Genomic DNA, 18,119 nt, shown 5'->3' with positions numbered 1-18,119 from the left:
GACGCCGGGGACGCCGGGGACGCCGGGTAATCGGTCGTCACGACGCGGCCACCCAGCCCGCGTAGAAGATGCCGAGTCCGACGGCCATGCACATGCCCTGGATGATCCAGAATCTGACCACGACCAGGACTTCGCTCCACCCCTTGAGTTCGAAGTGGTGCTGGAGTGGCGCCATCCGGAAGACCCGCTTGCCGGTGAGCCGGAAGGAGCCGACCTGGATGATCACGGACATCGTGATCAGGACGAAGAGGCCGCCGAGGATGGCCAGCAGCATCTCGGTGCGGGAGCAGATCGCCAGGCCCGCGAGCGCGCCGCCCAGGGCCAGCGAGCCGGTGTCGCCCATGAAGATCTTGGCCGGTGAGGTGTTCCACCACAGGAAGCCGAAGCAGGCTCCCATCAGGGCCGCCGCGACCACCGCGAGATCGAGTGGGTCGCGGACCTCGTAACACGCGCCGTTCGCGCTGACCGGGGCCCCGCACCACTGGCCGTACTGCCACACGCCGATGACGGTGTAGGCGGCGAAGACCATGGTGGAGGCGCCGGTGGCCAGGCCGTCGAGGCCGTCGGTGAGGTTCACGCCGTTGGACATCGCCAGGATCATGAACAGCGCCCAGACCACGAAGATCACCGGGCCGATGGACCAGCCGAAGTCGGTGGTGAACGACAGCTTGGTGGAGGCCGGGGTCTGGCCGCGGGAGTCCTTGAAGTTCAGCGCGAGCGCCGCGAAGGCGATGCCGACGATGAGCTGGCCCGACATCTTCGCCTTGGCGCGCAGGCCGAGGCTGCGCTGCTTGACGATCTTGATGTAGTCGTCGAGGAAGCCGACCAGGCCCATACCGGCGAAGAGGAAGAGCACCAGCACGCCGGACATGGTCGGCTTGTCACCGGTGATCAGCTTGGTCGCCGCGTAGGCGATCAGCGTGGCCAGGATGAACGCGATACCGCCCATAGTGGGCGTGCCGCGCTTGCTGTGGTGCGCCTTCGGACCGTCGTCCCGGATCATCTGTCCGTAGCCCTTGCGGGCCAGCAGGCGGATCAACAGCGGTGTGCCGACCAGCGACAGGAAGAGCCCCAGGACGCCGGAGACGAGAATCTGCTTCACAGGGCGGCACCCTCACGGGCCGAGCCGTCGAAGCCGTCGGCTTCGAGCAGCGCCAGGGCGACGGACTCCAGGCCGACCGACCTCGATGCCTTCACCAGTACGACGTCCCCCGGGCGCACTTCGCTGCGCAACAGGTCGATCGCCGCCTCCGCGTCGGACACGTGCACCGACTCCTCACCCCACGAACCCTCGTTATAGGCGCCCATTTGCAGCCAGGCGGCTTCGGTACCGCCCACGGCCACGAGCTTGCTGACGTTGAGCCGGACGGCCAGCCGCCCCACCGCGTCGTGCTCGACGAGTGCTTCCCCGCCGAGTTCGGCCATCTTTCCGAGCACCGCCCACGTACGCCCCCCGCGCGCCTGTGAGGATCTGCCCATCGCTGCGAGTGTGCGCAGGGCAGCCCTCATGGATTCGGGGTTCGCGTTGTAGGCGTCGTTGACGACCGTCACGCCGTCGGGCCGCTCGGTGACCTCCATGCGCCAGTGCGAGAGCGTGCCGGCCTCGGAGAGCGCGGTGGCGATCTCGTCGACGGGCATGCCCAGTTCACGGGCTACGGCGGTCGCGGCGAGCGCGTTCGACACGTGGTGCTCACCGTACAGGCGCAAGGTCACCTCGGCGCACCCGGTGGGTGTTCGCAGCGTGAAGACGGCCTGACCCCGGTCGTTGAGCCGGACATTCTCGGCGGTCACCTCGACGTCCACGCCGTCGACCGACCTGGCCGACTCGCCGAAGTACACGACGCGCGCCTTGGTACGGGAGGCCATGGCGCGGACCAGCGGGTCGTCGGCGTTGAGTACGGCGATGCCGCCCTCGGCCGCCGCGGGCAGCGCCTCGACCAGCTCGCCCTTGGCCTGGGCGATCTGCTCCCGGCCGCCGAACTCGCCGATGTGCGCGCTGCCGACGTTGAGCACCAGGCCGATCCGCGGCGGGGTCAGTCCGGTCAGGTAGCTGATGTGGCCGATACCGCGGGCGCCCATCTCCAGCACCAGGTGCCGGGTGTGCTCGTCGGCGCTCAGCGCGGTCAGCGGCAGCCCGATCTCGTTGTTGAGCGAGCCCGGTGTCCACACGGTGGGCGCGTGCCGCTCCAGGAGCTGCGCGATGAGGTCCTTGGTGCTGGTCTTGCCCGCGGAGCCGGTCAGCGCCACCACGGTGGCGCCCAGCCGCTCGATGACGTGCTTGGCGAGGGCGCCGAGCGCGGTCTGTACGTCGTCCACGACGATCGCGGGTACGCCGACCGGCCGGGTGGCGAGCACCGCCACGGCGCCCGCCGCGACCACGTCGGCGGCGAAGTCGTGACCGTCGGCCTTGGCTCCGGCGAACGCCACGAAGAGCGCGCCGGGCACCACCTCGCGGGAGTCCCTGACCACCGGGCCGGTGACACGTACTTCCGTGTCCGGTATGTCGTGCATGCTCCCGCCGACCGCGCGTGCGACCTCGGCGAGGGTGAGGGGGATCACAGTGCTTGTCGGTCCTTCTCGATCGCGGCGCGCAGCACCTCTCGGTCGTCGAAGGGGCGTACCTCTCCGGCGATGTCCTGGCCCTGTTCATGGCCCTTGCCCGCCACCACCACGATGTCGCCGGGCTCGGCCCGTGCGACGGCGGCGGCGACGGCGGCGGCTCTGTCGGGTTCGACGATGACGTGTCCGCGCTGCTGCGCGGGGACCTCGCACGCGCCGTTCAGCATCGCGGCGAGGATGGCCAGCGGGTCCTCCGACCGCGGGTTGTCGGAGGTCAGTACGGCGGTGTCGGCGAGCCGGGCGACCGCCGCGCCCATCGGCCCGCGCTTGGTGGTGTCGCGGTCGCCGCCGCAGCCGAGCACGGCGTGGATCCGGCCGCGGGTGGTCTTGCGCAGCGCGCGCAGCATCAGCTCCACGGCGTCGGTCTTGTGCGCGTAGTCCACGACCGCCAGATACGGCTGTCCCGCGTCGACCCGCTCCAGGCGGCCGGGGACGCCGGGGACGGCGGCGATGCCGTCGGCGGCGGTCTGCGGGTCGAGGCCCGCGGCGGCCAGCGCGGTGATCGCGGCCAGGGTGTTGGCGACGTTGAAGGGGCCGGGCAGCGGCGCGGTGGCGTCCACCCGCTCGCCCTTGGGGCCGAGCACGGTGAAGGTGCTGCCGTGCAGCCCCGCCTCGACGTCCTCGGCCCGCCAGTCCGCGTCCAGCCGCCCTTCGGCGGAGAAGGTGACCAGCGGCACGGTGGCCTCGCCGACCAGCCTGCGGCCGTACGCGTCGTCCAGGTTGACCACGCCGAGCCGGCTGCGGCGCGGGGTGAAGAGCTGCGCCTTGGCCTGGAAGTAGTCCTCCATGCCCGCGTGGAACTCCATGTGCTCGGGGCTGAGGTTGTTGAAGACGGCCACGTCGAACACCGCCCCGTCGACCCGGCCGAGCACCAGGGCGTGGCTGGAGACCTCCATGACCACCGATTCGACACCGCGTTCGCGCATCACGGCGAAGAGCGCCTGGAGGTCGGTGGCCTCCGGTGTGGTGCGCTCGCTCTTGATCCGGTCGTCGCCGATCCGGGTCTCGACGGTGCCGATGAGGCCGGTGCCGCCGTCGCGCGCGGCGCGCAGGCCGCCCTCGACGAGGTAGGCGGTGGTGGTCTTGCCCGACGTGCCGGTGATCCCGACCCGCAGCAGGCCGTCGCCGGGCTGGTCGTAGACGGCGGCGGCCAGTTCGCCCATCCGGGCCCGCGGGTCGTCCACGGTCAGGACGGGCAGTCCGGTGGCGGCGGCGCGCTCGGTGCCCGCCGGGTCGGTCAGTACGGCGACGGCTCCGGCGGCGGCGGCCTGCGCGGCGAAGTCCGCGCCGTGGAAGCGCGCGCCGGGCAGCGCCGCGTACAGGTCACCGGGGCGGACCGCGCGCGAGTCGTGCGTGATGCCGGTGACCTGCGCGGTGGGGCCGTCCGGCACCCGCGTACCGAGAGGTCCGGTGAGTTCCGCGAGTTCGTGCAGGGTTTTGGGGCGGATACGCGTCGGGCGCGGCGCGCCCGGCTGGGTGAGGGTGGGCTGATCAGCTTTGGGCACGGCGGTGAGGTTACCGGGCTGGCCGGGGTGCGAGCCAAAATTCATGATCACCGCGCCTTGTCCGTGCCGGGCTTCGCGGTGCCGGGCGGCGTCGCGGGCTGGGCCGGGTCGAAGTCGACCGGTAGATGGGGAGCCTTGGTGCCGGACGGCGGGACCTTCAGCGTCTTGAGCGCGAATTCCATGACCTGCTTGAAGACCGGGCCGCAGATGGAGCCGCCGAAGTAGCTGCCCCTAGTCGGATTCTGGATCACGCAGGAGACCGTGACGCGCGGGTCGTCGGCGGGCGCGAAGCCCAGGAACGACGAGGTGTAGCCCTTGTACTTGCCGGTCTCCGGGTCCACCCGGTTGGCCGTACCGGTCTTGCCCGCGACGCGGTATCCGGCGATCCGCGCGTGGAGTCCGGTGCCCTGTTCGTCGCCGACGACCGATTCGAGCATCGTGGAGAGCGTCTTGGCGGTCTGCGCGCTGACCACCCGGGTCTTCTTGGCCGGGTCCGCGGGGACGTAGCGGCCGTCGGGTCCCGTGGTGCCGCGGATCAGCGTGGGCTGGACGCGTACGCCCCCGTTGGCGATCGTCGAGTAGACCGAGGTGGCCTGGAGCGCGTTGACCGACAGGCCCTGGCCGAACGGGATGGTGAACTGCTGGGAGGCGTTCCAGTCCTGCGGCTTGGCCAGGATGCCGGGTGTCTCGCCGGGGAAGCCGATGCCGGTGGGGTCGCCGATGCCGAATTTCTTCAGGTACGAGTAGAGCACCCGGTTGGCCTGCGGCTGGGTCGTGCCGAGCTGCTGGCTGGCCAGGATGGTGCCGATGTTGCTGGACTTGGCCAGGACGCCGTTGAGCGTCAGGTACCAGGTGCCGTGGTCGACGTCGTCGTGGAAGACCCGGTCGGCGCGCGGCAGGGTGCCGGGGACGGTGACCCGGGTGTCGGGGGTGGCGGTGCCGGTGTCGAGGATCGCGGCCATCGACATCAGCTTGCTGACGCTGCCGGGCTCGTACGCGTCCTGCATCGCCGCGTTGCCGAGCGCGCGCGGGTCGGCGTGGGCGAGGTCGCCGGGGTCGAAGCCGGGGGCGTCGGCCATGGCCAGCACCTCGCCGGTTCTGGAGTCCTGGACGATCACATAGCCGCGGTCGGCCTTGGACTTCTGCACCTGGGCGGTGATCGCGCTCTGGGCGGCCCACTGGATGTCCCGGTCCAGGGTCAGCTCGACGTCGGAGCCGGGCACGGCGGGGTGTTCCTGGACGCCCGCGGTGGGCACCTGGCGGCCGTCGGACTGGGCGTAGCGGATCTTGCCGTTCTTGCCCGCGAGTTCCTTGTTGAGCATGGATTCGAGGCCGCCGCCGCCCACGCCCTGGCTGTTGACGAAGCCGAGGACGCCCGCGGCCAGGTCGCCGCCGGGGTAGACGCGTTTGGTGTGGGTCTCGCTGAAGACCCCGGCCAGCACGTTGGCGCCCTGTCCCCTGGCGTACGTGGCGGCGAACGCCTTCTTCAGGTCCTTGATCTGGTTCCAGACCTGCGGGGACTGCTGGCGGGCGATCACCTGGTAGCGGGACTTGGGGGTGGCCAGCGCCTTGGCGATGGCCGTCGGGTCGCCGCCGACGATCGGCGCGAGCAGTTCGGCGGCCTGGAGCGGCGCGTCCTTGGTCTTGGTCTGTTCCGGGGTGAACAGATACGGGTCGGCGGTGATGTCGTACGCGTCCACGGTCGTGGCCAGGTCGACGCCGGAGCGGTCGGTGATGGTGCCGCGGTCGGCGGTGACGTCGTGGGTCACCCAGCGGTTCACCGCGGCCTTGGCCGCGTAGGTGGAGGCGTCCACGGCCTGGACCTGGAGCAGCCGGATCACGAAGGCGGCCATCACCAGGGTGAGGGCGACGCCGACCAGCCGCAGCCGGGGCTTGGGCCTGCCGAGCTTGACCAGCCGGGGGCCGCGGGGGGCCCGCGGCGGCGGGGCGGTGCGGCGCGGGCGGGGGGCGGCGGGGCGCTGGCCGAGCCGCTGGCCCGCGCGCTGGGCGGGTCGGGGCGCGGCGCCTTCGGGGCGGGGGCGGCGAATCCGGCCCGCGGGGGCTCCTGCGGCTCCGGCCGCCGCGCCGCCCGCGTTGCCCGCTCCGGACGCGCGGGGGCGGGGCGCGCCGGGGCGCGGGGCGCGGCCCGGCTGCGGTCGTCTCGGCTCGCTCACCGGCCGGCCCTCCGCGCGGGGCGCGGGGAACGGGCGGTCGGGGAGGGTGGCTGAGGCTTCACGAAGTCACCTGCCGGGAGGAGTGGGAGTGGTCGTGGCGGCGGCGTGCGCGCCGCCGGGGGTCGTGGGGGCCGAAGGAGTGGTGCCGGGGGCGCCGGTCGGCGACCCGGTCGCGGCGGCGTCGGCCGCCCCGGTCGGGGTGCCGCTCGGCGGGGTCGCGGTGGGCGTGCCGGTCGGGGCCGGCGGCGCCTTGCTGGTCGGCGGCGGCGCGGGCGGCGCCGTGGCCTCCTCGGGGGTGCCCCGGACGCTGCCGTCCGGGTTGAGGAAGGCCGGGTTGCCGCCCGGCACCATGCCGAGCTGCCGGGCGCGCTGTTCCAGGCCGCCGGGGGCCGCGTACTGATCGACCTCCTGCTGGAGCTGCTGCTGCTCGTCCGTGTAACCGTTGGTCTCCTTTTGAAGCTTGTTCAGCTCGAAGGAGTCCTGGTTGACCGCTCCGTTGAGCAGCAGCAGGGAGAGCAGGCCGCCCGCGAGGAGGGTCACGACAAGAAGGACGAACGGCATACGGGCGGCGGTTGCGGACCGGGCGGACCCGCGGCCCGCGGACGGCCGTACGGACAGGCCGGGCGGGCGCGGCGGCCTGGGCACCCTCGCGGTCCCGCGGCGCGGCTCCCCGCGGTCCTGGCGCGGCGGCCGGTCCTGGCGGGCGGGCCGCTCGCGGGACGGTTCCTGACCGGCGGCCCGCTTACGGGGCGGTTCCTGGCGCGGGGCGCGGCCACGGGCGGGGTCCTCGCGCGGGGTGCGTCCGCGCGCCGGTTCCCCGCGTGCCCGGCCGTCGCCCGGCCGGCCCTCAGGTGACCGGTCCCGGCGTGCCCGGTCGTCGCCGGGGGGCCGTCGCCGGTCCCCCGGCCGGTCCTGGCTCACCGCGCGTCCTCGCGGATCCGCTCGGCGCCGCGCAGCCGGGCGGGCGCGGCCCGCCGGTTCTCGGCGATCTCGTCCTCGGTGGGCAGTTCCGCGCCGCGGGTGAGCAGCTTCAGGCGGGGCTGGTACTGCTCGGGCACCACCGGCAAGCCGGGCGGCGCGGTCGTGGCGGCCCCGGCCGCGAGGACCTGCTTGACCAGCCGGTCCTCCAGCGACTGGTACGACAGCACGGCGATCCGGCCGCCGACCGCGAGCGCCCCGACGGCCGCCGGGACCGCGCGCTCCAGCACCGACAGCTCGCCGTTGACCTCGATCCGCAGGGCCTGGAAGGTCCGCTTGGCCGGGTTGCCGCCGGTGCGCATCGCGGCCTGCGGCAGCGCCGTACGGATCAGCTCCACCAGGCGCGCGCTGTTGCTGAACGGCTCCCGTTCCCGCTCGCGCACCACCGCGTCCACGATCTTGCGGGCGAATTTCTCCTCGCCGTACGCGCGCAGGATGCGCACCAGGTCGCCCGGCGGATACGTGTTGAGCACCTCGGCGGCGCTGATCCCGGTGGTCTGGTCCATCCGCATGTCCAGCGGCGCGTCCTGGGCGTAGGCGAAGCCGCGGCCGGCCTCGTCGAGCTGCATGGAGGAGACGCCGAGGTCGAACAGGACGCCCTGGACGCGGACGATGCCGAGCCGGTCCAGGACGTCGGGCAGCTCGTCGTAGACCGCGTGCACGAGGGTGGCGCGGTCGCCGAAGGGCGCGAGTCGCTCGGCGGAGAGCTTCAGCGCCTCGGTGTCGCGGTCGAGCGCGACCAGCCGGGCGGCGGGGAACGTGCTGAGCAGCGCCTCGCTGTGGCCGCCGAGGCCGAGGGTGGCGTCCACGACGACCGCGCCCGGCTCGGCGAGCGCGGGGGCCAGCAGGTCCAGGCAGCGCCGGAGCATGACCGGCACATGGCGCGGCTCGGGCTGCGCGGGGGTGGTGTCGCTCATGGGGCCCTTCTCGGCGGTACGAGGGACGTAGAACCGGGTCCCCGCCCGCTCGAAAGGAAACGTTCCCCTGGCACCGGGGAAGTGGTGCCAGCGGAGCGGCAGAGCGGGAGGAGGCCGGGCCGTACGTCCGCGCGGTGGTACGGAGTCAAGCGTGGGGTGCGCGCAGGTGCGCCGGGGCGCGGACCGGTCGGGCCGCGCTCACAGTAATCCGGGCGGAACCTCCTCGGACAGGGCCGAAAAGGTGTCTTCCTGGGCCGCGAGATAGCCCTCCCAGGCGGTCGCGGACCAGATCTCCACCCGGCTGCCCGCGCCGATCACCGCGCAGTCCCTGACCAGCCCGGCGTAGGCGCGCAGCGGCTGCGGCACCGTGACCCGGCCCTGCTTGTCGGGGACCTCGTCATGCGCCCCGGCGAACAGCACGCGCAGGTAGTCCCGCGCGCCCTTCGAGGTCAGCGGGGCGTCGGACAGGCTCCTGGTGGCGGCCTTGAAGCCGTCGACCGACCACACGCACAAGCAGCGTTCCTGCCCCTTGGTGATCACCAGTCCGTCGGCGAACTGCTCGCGGAACCTGGCGGGCAGCACCAGCCGGTTCTTGTCGTCGAGCCGCGGGGTGTACGTCCCGAGGAACATGCACACCTCCAGCAGACGGCACCACTTCGCGCCACTTTACTCCACCGGCCCCCACGGTCAACGCAGAGCGGAGCCGGGCGCGTCACGTCCCCCGCGACCTCCGCGTCACCCCTCGCGTCCCCTCGCGTCACCCCTTTCCGGTGAGCCCCGGAGGGCGTGTGGGCTACCTCACACATCGTGGAATTGCCGATGCTTATCCTTTTTGAGCCGAAATTTCGTGGGAACTCACAGCAGGTGGAACGGCACCCGGAGCCGTACCGTCAGAGACATGTCGATATCTGCCAGTGGTTCCCCAGCGCCGACCGACGTCAGCGGCCGCTCCGGAGACACCGCCACCGCGTCCGTTACCGACCGGCTCGTCGCAGCCAACCAGCGCTACGCCGACGCGTTCCAAGACCCCGGCATGGATGCCAGGCCCGTTCTGAAGGTCGCCGTCGTGGCCTGCATGGACGCCCGCATCGACCTGCACCGGGCGCTCGGCCTGGAGCTGGGCGACTGCCACACCATCCGCAACGCGGGCGGCGTGGTCACCGACGACACCATCCGCTCCCTCACCATCAGCCAGCGCGCGCTGGGCACCCGCTCCGTCGTGCTGATCCACCACACCAACTGCGGCCTGCAGAGCATCACCGAGGACTTCCGTACCGAACTGGAACGGGAGGTCGGCCAGCGGCCGACCTGGTCGGTGGAGGCGTTCACCGATATCGACCAGGATGTCCGGCAGTCGATGAACCGGGTGCGCACCTCGCCCTTCCTCGCGCACACCGACGACGTGCGCGGGTTCGTCTTCGACGTGCACACTGGTCTACTCCGGGAAATCACGAACAAGTAACGGCAGGCGAGTGACGTGGGGTGCCGCGTAAGGGAAGAATGCATCGTGCGGCACCGCACTGCCTCGCCCGGCGCGAGCACGAGCGGCACGCAAGTGGGGTGGGCCGGTCCAGGGATGACCGTGTCCCGAGGAACATGGCCGAGGAGTACCGGGTGACGACCTTTGACGCACGAGCAAGCCTGAGCGATCTGACGACGACCGCTGACCGGGTACGCCGCAGTGTGGAGAACGTGATCGAGGGCAAGCCCGAAGTCGTCCGCATCGCACTGACGGTGCTGCTCGCCGAGGGACATCTGCTGATCGAGGACGTGCCGGGTGTCGGTAAGACGATGCTGTCCAAGGCCCTGGCACGGTCGATCGACTGTTCGGTGCGGCGCATCCAGTTCACACCCGACCTGCTGCCGTCCGACATCACCGGAGTGAGCGTCTTCGACCAGCAGCGGCGGGACTTCGAGTTCAAGCCGGGCGCGATCTTCGCGCAGATCGTGGTCGGCGACGAGATCAACCGCGCCTCGCCCAAGACCCAGTCGGCGCTGCTGGAGTCGATGGAGGAGCGGCAGGTCACCGTGGACGGCACCACGTACGAACTGCCGAGCCCCTTCATGGTGATCGCCACCCAGAACCCGGTGGAGATGGAGGGCACCTATCCGCTGCCCGAGGCGCAGCGGGACCGGTTCACCGCCCGGGTCTCGATCGGCTACCCCAGCCCGGACGCCGAGTTGAAGATGCTCGACGTGCACGGCGGTGTCTCGCCGCTCGACGACCTCCAGCCCGTCGCGCACGCCCACGAGATCGTCAAGCTCGTCGAGGCCGTACGGATGGTGCATGTCTCGGAGCCGGTACGGCGGTACGCGGTGACGCTGGTCGGCGCCACCCGCAACCACCCCGATCTGCGGCTCGGCGCCTCGCCGCGCGCCACCTTGCACCTGGTGCGGGCCGCCAGGGCCTCCGCCGCGCTGGACGGCCGGGACTACGTGCTGCCCGACGACGTGCAGGGCCTGGCCTCCTCCGTACTGGCGCACCGCCTGCTGCCCACCGCGCAGGCGCAGTTGAACCGGCGCACCCCCGAACAGGTGGTCGCCGAGATCGTGCAGCGCGTCCCGGTGCCCGACCCGGCGGCCGGCGGCTGGCCGCAGAAGCCGTCCGCCCGCCCGCAGGGCCTGCGGGGCCTGTGATGGCGACGCCCGGCGCCGGGACCCCGCCGCCGACCCGACCGCCACAATCCGCGCCGCAGCCGCAGCGCGGTCCGGCGCAGGGCCGCCAGGGCGGCCAGCCGGGCGCCGCGGGACCGCAGCAGGCGAGCGGCGGATTCCGTACCGCGCTCGGCGGACTCACCACCCGAGGCCGGTCCTTCGTCGCGGCCGGGGTCGCCGCCGGGATATGCGCCTACGTGCTCGGCCAGCCCGACCTGCTGCGGGTCGGACTGCTGCTGGCGATCCTGCCGCTGGTCTGCGTCGCCGTCCTGTACCGCACCCGCTACCGGGTCGCGGGCAGCAGGCGGCTCGCCCCGTCGCGGGTGCCCGCCATGTCGGAGTCCCGCGTGCACCTGCGGGTCGACAACGTCTCGCGCATCCCCACCGGACTGCTGATGCTCCAGGACCGGGTGCCGTACGTGCTCGGCCCGCGCCCGCGCTTCGTGCTGGACCGGGTGGAGCCCGGCGGCCACCGCGAGGTGTCCTACCGGGTCCGCTCCGACCTGCGGGGCCGCTACCCGCTCGGCCCGCTGCAACTGCGGCTGACCGACCCCTTCGGCATGTGCGAACTGACCCGCTCCTTCAGCGCGTTCGACACCCTCACCGTGGTGCCGCGCGTCGAGGCGCTGCCGCCGGTACGCCTGGCCGGTGAGGCCAACGGCTACGGCGAGAGCCGCACCCGCGCGCTGGCCTTCGCCGGCGAGGACGACGTCATCCCGCGCGGCTACCGGCACGGCGACGACCTGCGCCGGGTGCACTGGCGCTCCACCGCCAAGTACGGCGAGCTGATGGTGCGCCGCGAGGAGCAGCCGCACCGCGCGCGCTGCACCGTCCTGCTGGACACCCGGCGCTCCGCCTACTACGGCGCGGGCCCCGACTCGGCGTTCGAGTGGGCGGTCTCGGCCGCCGCCTCGGTCTCCACCCACATGCTGGAACGCGGCTTCGCGGTACGGCTGCTGACCGACACCGGCAGCAGCGTCCCCGGCCCCGAGGGCACCGGCGGCTACGTCGGCGACTCCTCGGACATGGCGGGCGTCCTGCTGGACACCCTCGCCGTGGTCGACCACTCCGACGACCTGGCGCAGTCGCCCGGCTCCGGCTCCGGCCCCGACGCCGCGCACAGCGACGGCCTGTCCCGCGCCTACGAGGTGCTGCGGTCCAGCCACGAGGGGCTGCTGGTGGCCTTCCTCGGCGACCTGGACGAGGAGCAGGCGGCCAACGTCGGCCGGATGCGGCAACGGGCGGGCGGCGCCGTCGCGTTCGTCCTGGACAGCGACGACTGGACGGCCCGCGAGCCGGGCGCCAGGTCGGAGCCCCCGGCCGAGCACGGCGCGCGGGAGACCGGCGCCGAGGACGACGACACCCCGACACCGCTGCGGATGCTCCGCGAGGCGGGCTGGACGGTGCTGTCGGTACGCGCCGGGGACTCGCTGCCGGAACTGTGGCAGCGGGCCGACCGTTACCGCTCACGCGAGGAACAGCAAGAGGCAGGGGCCACAACATGAGCGGACGTGCCCGGCTGACGGTGTGTGCGGCGGCCGCCTCCGTGATGGCCGCCTGCTCGCTGCTGCCGCTGGCCACCCCCGCGGGCTGGATGTTCCAGGCCGTGCTCTTCGTGGCACTCCAGTCCGGGGTCGGCGCGCTGGCCCGACGGGTGCCGCTGGCCCGGCCGTTGACCGTCCTCGCGCAGGCGGTGGTCTCACTGCTCGTGCTGACCGTGATGTTCGCGCCGCACCAGGCACTGGGCGGCGTCATCCCCGGTCCCAACGCCTTCGTCCACCTCAGCGACCTGGTACGCGACGGGCTGACCGACGTCAGCCAGTTCGCCATCCCGGCGCCGGTCACCCCCGGCATCAGGATGCTGCTGGTCGGCGGTGTGCTGGTGGTCGCGCTCGCGGTGGACGCGCTGGCCGTCACGTACAACAGCGCGGCCCCCGCGGGACTTCCGCTGCTGGCGCTGTACTCGGTGGCCGCGGGGCTGTCCAACGGCGGTGCGCAGTGGCTGTACTTCGTGGTCGCCGCCGCCGGTTACCTGCTGCTGCTCCTGGCCGAGGGCCGGGACCGGCTCTCGCGCTGGGGCCGGGTCTTCGGCGGCGGTCCGCCGGCCAACGGCTGGGGCGGCTCCGCCAACCCGGCCTCCGGCAGCCGGGCGCTGGCCCCGGTGCGCACCGGCCGCAGGATCGGCGTGATGGCGCTGGGCCTGGCCCTGGTCGCGCCCGCCGTGCTGCCGTCGCTGGGCAGCGGCCTGCTGGACACCTCGGGCACCGGTACGGGACCGGGGCGCGGCGGCACGATCTCCGCGGTCAACCCGGTGGTGGCCCTCCAGGACAACCTCAACCAGCAGGACAACCGCGAAGTCCTCTCGTACAGGACCAACTCCACCGATCTGTCCAGCATGTACTTGCGGATCGTGGCGCTCGACCAGTTCGACGGCACGCAGTGGCAGCCGTCGAAGCGGAAGATCGAGGACATCCCGTCGGTGCTGCCGCAGCCCGCGGGCATGGCCTCCGACGTGAAGTACTCCAAGGTCCAGACGACGGTGAAGGTCGACGACGGCTACGCGCAGGGCTGGCTGCCGATGCCCTTCCCGGCGCTGGGCGTCGACGTGTCGGGGCACTGGCGGTTCGAGCCCGAGGGCCGGACGATCATCGGCGACCGCGGGCAGAACACCTCGGGTCTGACGTACTCGGTCACGAGCATGCAGGTGCAGCCGACGGCCGCGCAGCTCGCCGCCGCGCCCCCGGCCACCGGACGGGTCGCCGAGGAGTACACCAAGGTGCCCGGCTCGCTGCCGAAGGTGGTCGCGCAGACCGCGCAGCAGGTGACGGAGTCGGCGAACAACGACTACGAGAAGGCGCTGGCGCTCCAGCGGTACTTCACCTCGGGCGCGTTCGTCTACAACACCAAGGCGCAGTCGGGCACCGGCGTGGACGCCATAGCGCGGTTCCTGCGCACCAAGGAAGGCTTCTGCATCCACTTCGCCTTCACCATGGCGGCGATGGCCCGCACGCTGCACATCCCGGCGCGGGTGGCGGTCGGCTTCACCCCCGGCTCGCAGCAGGGCTCGGACGGCACGATGTCGGTGGGCCTCAAGGACGCGCACGCCTGGCCCGAGCTGTACTTCGAGGGCATCGGCTGGACCCGGTTCGAGCCGACCCCGTACCGGGGCACGGCCCCCTCGTACACCCAGACCACGACGCCCTCGGGCACCAACGAGCCCGCCGACCAGGGACAGCACGGCACGGCGACGACGCCGACCCCGACGCCGTCGGCGAGCGCGAGCTGCGGCAGCGACAACCGGGCGCAGAGCTCCTGCGACAACACGGCGGTGGCCGCTTCCGGCGGTTCCGGCGGCGGCGGGTTCGGCGGCGGCAGGATCGCCGTGCTCACGCTGCTCGCGCTGCTGGTGCTGGCCGTCCCGCTGCTGCCCATGCTCTGGCGGCGCCGACAGCGGTCCAGACGGCTCGGCGGCGGACGGGACAGGGCCGAAGGGCTCGCCCTGTCCGCCTGGCGCGAGGTGGTCGACACCGGCTGGGACTACGGCGTCCCGCCGGACGACTCCGAGACCCCGCGGCGGGCGATGGCCCGGCTGGTCCAGGACGGCGGTCTGACCGGCCAGGCCGCGGTCTCCGCGGGCGCCCTGGCCACGGCGGTGGAGCAGGTGCTCTACTCGCCCAGGCCCCAGCCGGTCACCGGGTTGCCGGCCGATGTCCGGCACGTCCGCGAGGGCCTGCACGCGGCGGCCGGGCGCCGCGGTCGCCTTCGGGCGGTGCTTCTGCCGCGTTCCTCCGCCCGGGTGATCTGGCACCTTTCTGACCGGTGGTCCGCGGTCACTCTCCGTCTGTCCGAGGCCGGGCATCGCCTTGTCGCTCCGCTGAGGAGGCGCCTGGCCCGCCAGGCGTGAGTCACCACCGCGCGGGTGGGGCGCCCCTCAGGGGGCTGCGCCGTCCGCGCGGGGCGTGCCCCCATCAGGGGCGGGAGGACCTGCGCGCCCGCCCCCAGGGGCCGGTAGTCCGGGAACGACCGGACTGCCCCGCCGGGGCGGGTGGTGACCTGCGGGAGCGCGGCCGGCGGCGGACGGCGCGGTTCCTCAGCGCGGCCGGCGACCGACCGCACGGTTCCTCAGCGCGGCCGGCGGCGGACCGCGCGGTTCCTCAGCGCGGCCGGCGGCGGACCGCGCGGTTCCTCCCCCAGCTAACGCTGGGAGGTGCCCCCAGCGCCCTTCCGGGGCACACGCCTTGCGTCGGCACGGCCTCAGAGCCGCGACCCTCAGGGATCGGCTCGCCGCACGGCGACAGGTGGGCGCACGGGGGGCATAAAGATCGGCGCACCGTCGGGAGGGTGCGGGACCCTCGGACGGTGCGCCGTGCTGGCGGAAGTGGCCCTCTAGCGGCCACCCTGCTGCTCGTCGCGGCGGCGCTGCCACCGCTCCTCGATCCGGTCCATGACCTTGCCCCGCTTGGCCTGGTTGCGGCGGCTGAGCCGCCGGCCGGGTGCGCCGGGGGCACCGGGAACCCCGGCGGCGGGCGCCGCCTCGCCCGGCTTGCCCGCCTTGCGCCAGCCGGTGACGGCCAGCACCGCACAGGCCAGCATGACCAGGAAGCCCACCACACTGATCCAGGGCTGCTTGGCGATCATGCCGCCCATGAGCAGCGCGATACCGACCAGGAAGCCCGCCACCGACTGGTAGACACGCCGCCTGGTGTACGTGCGCAGCCCACTTCCCTCAAGCGCCGACGCGAACTTGGGATCTTCGGCGTACAGCGCTCGCTCCATCTGCTCGAGCATGCGCTGCTCGTGCTCCGAGAGCGGCACGGAGTCCTCCTACTCGTCGGTCGCAGGGGGGCGACCGGTCCGACCCTTTCAGGATAGGCAGGGATTCGCCCCCATGAAACCCGCCCCACTACGCCAATCCGACGGGGGCTTCATTCCCCGTCCGCCGTTACGTCATGCCAGCATACGGTCAGCAATGGCGGTACGGGGGGCCTGTGACCGACTACTCCGGCCGGTGGCGGGGGCGGGTGAAGCGGAAGAGGTCCTTCCGGGGGTCGCGCGGGGTCCGTCAGCCGCGCTCGCCGAGGACGTGGAGCTGGGTGGCCACCGAGTGGAATCCGGGCTCCTCCGCCGCTGCCAGCTCCAGCCGCAGCAGCGCCTCCAGGGCGCCCGGCTCGGTGTCGACCAGGACGCCGGGGACGAGGTCGGCGAAGACCCTGATGCCGTGCACGGCGGCGGCCCGCAGGCCCGCGTCGGTGACCAGCCGGGTGAGCTGGTCCGCGGTGTAGCGGCGGGGCAGCGAATCGCCGTCGCCCCATCGGCCGTCCGGGTCACCGAGGGCGTGCTGGGCCTCCGCGAAGTGCCCGGCGAGGGCGCGGGCCAGTACGGCGCCGCCGCGGCCCGCCGCGAGCAGGCTGAGGGCGCCGGAGGGCCGGAGCGTTCCGACCACGTTGCGCACGGCCTCCGCCGGGTCGTCCACGTACTCCAGGACGCCGTGGCACAGCACCATGTCCCAGCTCGCGCGGGGCACGATGTCGGGCAGCCCGTGGGTGTCGCCCTGGACGGCGCTGACCCGGTCGGTGACCCCGGCCTCGGCGGCTCGCCGCTCCAGTGCGAAGAGCGCGTCGGGGCTGGGGTCGACGACGGTGACGCGGTGGCCGAGCCGGGCGACGGGCACCGCGAAGTTGCCGGTGCCGCCGCCGGTGTCCAGGACGTCGAGTGCCGCCGTGTCCGCGGTCTTGGCCCGCCGTTCGAGAGCGTCCTTGAGGACCTCCCACACCACGGCGGTACGCAGACTGGCACGGGGGCGCATCGGGTCCACCCCTCCTTGACGGGACATGGCGCGCGGCTCCTCGCAGGGGCTGGTCACATTGGGCGGCTCCACTCTAGAGCCCCCGGCCGAGGTGGGGCCGCCGCGCGCGCGGCCGGGTGTCGTGGTCCGGGTGCTCGTGCGTGACCAGGACGACGGGGCCGCCGCGCGCGGCCGGGTGTCAGTTGGCGCGTCTGCGGGGTGGCTCCGCGGCCGCGGGGGCCGGGATCAGGGGCGGCTTGCCCGCGAGCGCGGGCTGGAGGAGCAGCATGCGCTCCACCAGGCGCAGGAACATGGTCGCGGCGCGCAGCAGGTCGTCGGCGTCGCGGGGGCCCGCGGCTCCGGCTATGCCGGCCTCGGCGCGGGCCCTGCGGGCCGCGCCCGCCTCGAACAGGGCGCTCCACTCCGCCAGTTCGGGCGCGACCTCGGGCAGCACCTCCCAGGCGGTGCGTATCCGCTGGCGGCGGCGCGGGGCGGGCTCGGGTCGGCCGCGTACCGCGAGCACCGCGGCGGCGGTGCGCAGGGCGGCGAGGTGGGCGGTGGCGTAGCGCTCGTTCGGAGTCTCCAGGACGGCGGCCTCTTCGAGGCCGAGGTGTGCCTGGGTGAGCAGGTCAAGGGCGGCGGGTGACGCGGTGGCGCGGCGCAGCACAGGATGGATGTCGCTTACGGGAGCTGCCATGGCGAGCCTCCTTTCTCCGTGCCACCCATAGTGGGGGCTACCACTGACAATCGGTCCTGACCTGGGGTAACGCCCGAAAACGGGACATTGGCGCGGTGGCCGGAATCCGCCGGGTGAACGTGCCCGGTGAACATGCCGGACGCCGGACAGGCAGAATCGGCACCATGACCACCGCACGACGCCAGGCCACTCGTCAGAAGCTGTACGAGGCCGCCGTCACCCTCATCGCCGAACAGGGCTTCTCCGCCACCACGGTCGACGAGATCGCCGAACGGGCCGGGGTCGCCAAGGGCACCGTCTACTACAACTTCGCCAGCAAGAACGACCTGTTCGAGGAGTTGCTGCGGCACGGCGTGGGTCTGCTGACCGTCTCGCTGCGCGAGGCCGCGCAGGACGCGGAGGCCAAGGGCGGCGGCAAGGTCGACGCGCTGGACGCGATGATCCACGCGGGGCTCGACTTCATCGTGCGCTACCCGTCCTTCACGCAGCTCTACGTGGCCGAGCTGTGGCGCACCAACCGCGCCTGGCAGGACACGCTGATGATCCTGCGTCAGGAGGCGGTGGCGGTGGTCGAGAAGGTGCTGGGCGAGGCCGTGGCGGCGGGTGAGCTGAACGACGAGATCGACGTACCGCTGACGGCGTCCGCGCTGTTCGGGATGGTGCTGGTCGCCGCGCTGGACTGGCAGGCGTTCCAGCCGGAGCGCGGTATCGACGAGGTGCACGCGGCGCTGTCCCGGCTGCTCCAGGGCAGGGTCGGCGGGCGTTCGGCGCGCCAGTGAGCGGTCCGCG

General features: G+C 73.0%; 15 protein-coding genes. 5 read left to right on the top strand and 10 right to left on the bottom strand.

Annotation, left to right across the window (positions count from 1 at the left end; all coding sequences use genetic code 11):
- Window positions 1-37: 37 nt before the first annotated feature.
- The 7 genes from mraY to mraZ all read right to left on the bottom strand — a co-directional run bounded on the left by mraY (window position 38) and on the right by mraZ (window position 8,823).
- Window positions 38-1,102 carry a phospho-N-acetylmuramoyl-pentapeptide-transferase gene (gene mraY / locus ACZ4EF_RS29795; protein WP_188282125.1) on the bottom strand — a complete coding sequence of 355 codons (1,065 nt, stop codon included), beginning with the start codon at window positions 1,100-1,102 and terminating at the stop codon, window positions 38-40.
- Window positions 1,099-2,559 (bottom strand): UDP-N-acetylmuramoyl-tripeptide--D-alanyl-D-alanine ligase, encoded by a 1,461-nt coding sequence (locus ACZ4EF_RS29790; protein WP_467507177.1) that lies wholly within the window; start codon window positions 2,557-2,559, stop codon window positions 1,099-1,101. The genes mraY and ACZ4EF_RS29790 overlap by 4 nt, the downstream gene beginning before the upstream one ends.
- Window positions 2,556-4,169 (bottom strand): UDP-N-acetylmuramoyl-L-alanyl-D-glutamate--2,6-diaminopimelate ligase, encoded by a 1,614-nt coding sequence (locus ACZ4EF_RS29785; protein ID WP_355334124.1) that lies wholly within the window; start codon window positions 4,167-4,169, stop codon window positions 2,556-2,558. The genes ACZ4EF_RS29790 and ACZ4EF_RS29785 overlap by 4 nt, the downstream gene beginning before the upstream one ends.
- Before the next feature lie 2 nt (window positions 4,170-4,171).
- A complete protein-coding gene (locus ACZ4EF_RS29780; protein WP_355334127.1) occupies window positions 4,172-6,298 on the bottom strand; it encodes a peptidoglycan D,D-transpeptidase FtsI family protein in 2,127 nt (708 codons plus the stop codon).
- A gap of 66 nt (window positions 6,299-6,364) precedes the next feature.
- Window positions 6,365-6,859 (bottom strand): cell division protein FtsL, encoded by a 495-nt coding sequence (ftsL, locus tag ACZ4EF_RS29775; RefSeq protein WP_401303762.1) that lies wholly within the window; start codon window positions 6,857-6,859, stop codon window positions 6,365-6,367.
- 356 nt (window positions 6,860-7,215) lie between these two features.
- Complete coding sequence (gene rsmH, locus ACZ4EF_RS29770; protein ID WP_355334131.1) at window positions 7,216-8,193, bottom strand: 16S rRNA (cytosine(1402)-N(4))-methyltransferase RsmH; 978 nt, start codon at window positions 8,191-8,193, stop codon at window positions 7,216-7,218.
- Between the two features lie 198 nt (window positions 8,194-8,391).
- Entirely contained in the window at window positions 8,392-8,823 is a 432-nt protein-coding gene (mraZ, locus tag ACZ4EF_RS29765; RefSeq protein WP_355334133.1) for a division/cell wall cluster transcriptional repressor MraZ, read from the bottom strand.
- Window positions 8,824-9,091: 268 nt separating this feature from the next.
- Here mraZ and ACZ4EF_RS29760 point away from each other — a divergent pair, with 268 nt between their 5' ends.
- The 4 genes from ACZ4EF_RS29760 (at window position 9,092) to ACZ4EF_RS29745 (ending at window position 14,752) form a co-directional block, all read left to right on the top strand.
- On the top strand, window positions 9,092-9,655 hold the full coding sequence (locus ACZ4EF_RS29760) for a beta-class carbonic anhydrase (RefSeq protein WP_355334136.1): 564 nt from the start codon (window positions 9,092-9,094) through the stop codon (window positions 9,653-9,655).
- A gap of 152 nt (window positions 9,656-9,807) precedes the next feature.
- Window positions 9,808-10,830 (top strand): AAA family ATPase, encoded by a 1,023-nt coding sequence (locus tag ACZ4EF_RS29755; protein ID WP_188283215.1) that lies wholly within the window; start codon window positions 9,808-9,810, stop codon window positions 10,828-10,830.
- Window positions 10,830-12,353 (top strand): DUF58 domain-containing protein, encoded by a 1,524-nt coding sequence (locus tag ACZ4EF_RS29750; protein WP_467507173.1) that lies wholly within the window; start codon window positions 10,830-10,832, stop codon window positions 12,351-12,353. The genes ACZ4EF_RS29755 and ACZ4EF_RS29750 overlap by 1 nt, the downstream gene beginning before the upstream one ends.
- Complete coding sequence (locus ACZ4EF_RS29745; protein WP_391043952.1) at window positions 12,350-14,752, top strand: transglutaminase TgpA family protein; 2,403 nt, start codon at window positions 12,350-12,352, stop codon at window positions 14,750-14,752. Before ACZ4EF_RS29750 ends, ACZ4EF_RS29745 begins: the two co-directional genes overlap by 4 nt.
- A gap of 482 nt (window positions 14,753-15,234) precedes the next feature.
- Here ACZ4EF_RS29745 and ACZ4EF_RS29740 read toward each other — a convergent pair whose 3' ends face one another.
- The 3 genes from ACZ4EF_RS29740 to ACZ4EF_RS29730 all read right to left on the bottom strand — a co-directional run bounded on the left by ACZ4EF_RS29740 (window position 15,235) and on the right by ACZ4EF_RS29730 (window position 17,330).
- Entirely contained in the window at window positions 15,235-15,663 is a 429-nt protein-coding gene (locus ACZ4EF_RS29740; RefSeq protein WP_355334142.1) for a DUF3040 domain-containing protein, read from the bottom strand.
- A gap of 247 nt (window positions 15,664-15,910) precedes the next feature.
- On the bottom strand, window positions 15,911-16,681 hold the full coding sequence (locus ACZ4EF_RS29735; RefSeq protein WP_467507170.1) for a methyltransferase domain-containing protein: 771 nt from the start codon (window positions 16,679-16,681) through the stop codon (window positions 15,911-15,913).
- 151 nt (window positions 16,682-16,832) lie between these two features.
- Window positions 16,833-17,330 (bottom strand): SAV_6107 family HEPN domain-containing protein, encoded by a 498-nt coding sequence (locus ACZ4EF_RS29730; RefSeq protein ID WP_355334148.1) that lies wholly within the window; start codon window positions 17,328-17,330, stop codon window positions 16,833-16,835.
- Window positions 17,331-17,494: 164 nt separating this feature from the next.
- Here ACZ4EF_RS29730 and ACZ4EF_RS29725 point away from each other — a divergent pair, with 164 nt between their 5' ends.
- The gene (locus tag ACZ4EF_RS29725) at window positions 17,495-18,109 is read left to right on the top strand and encodes a TetR/AcrR family transcriptional regulator (RefSeq protein WP_355334150.1); all 615 of its coding nucleotides are present in this window, start codon (window positions 17,495-17,497) and stop codon (window positions 18,107-18,109) included.
- Window positions 18,110-18,119 lie beyond the last annotated feature (10 nt).

It is taken from the genome of Streptomyces sp. NPDC025721 (assembly GCF_055558595.1).
Note: the sequence above shows the minus strand (reverse complement) of the source record. Positions and strands in the feature narration are given on the sequence as shown.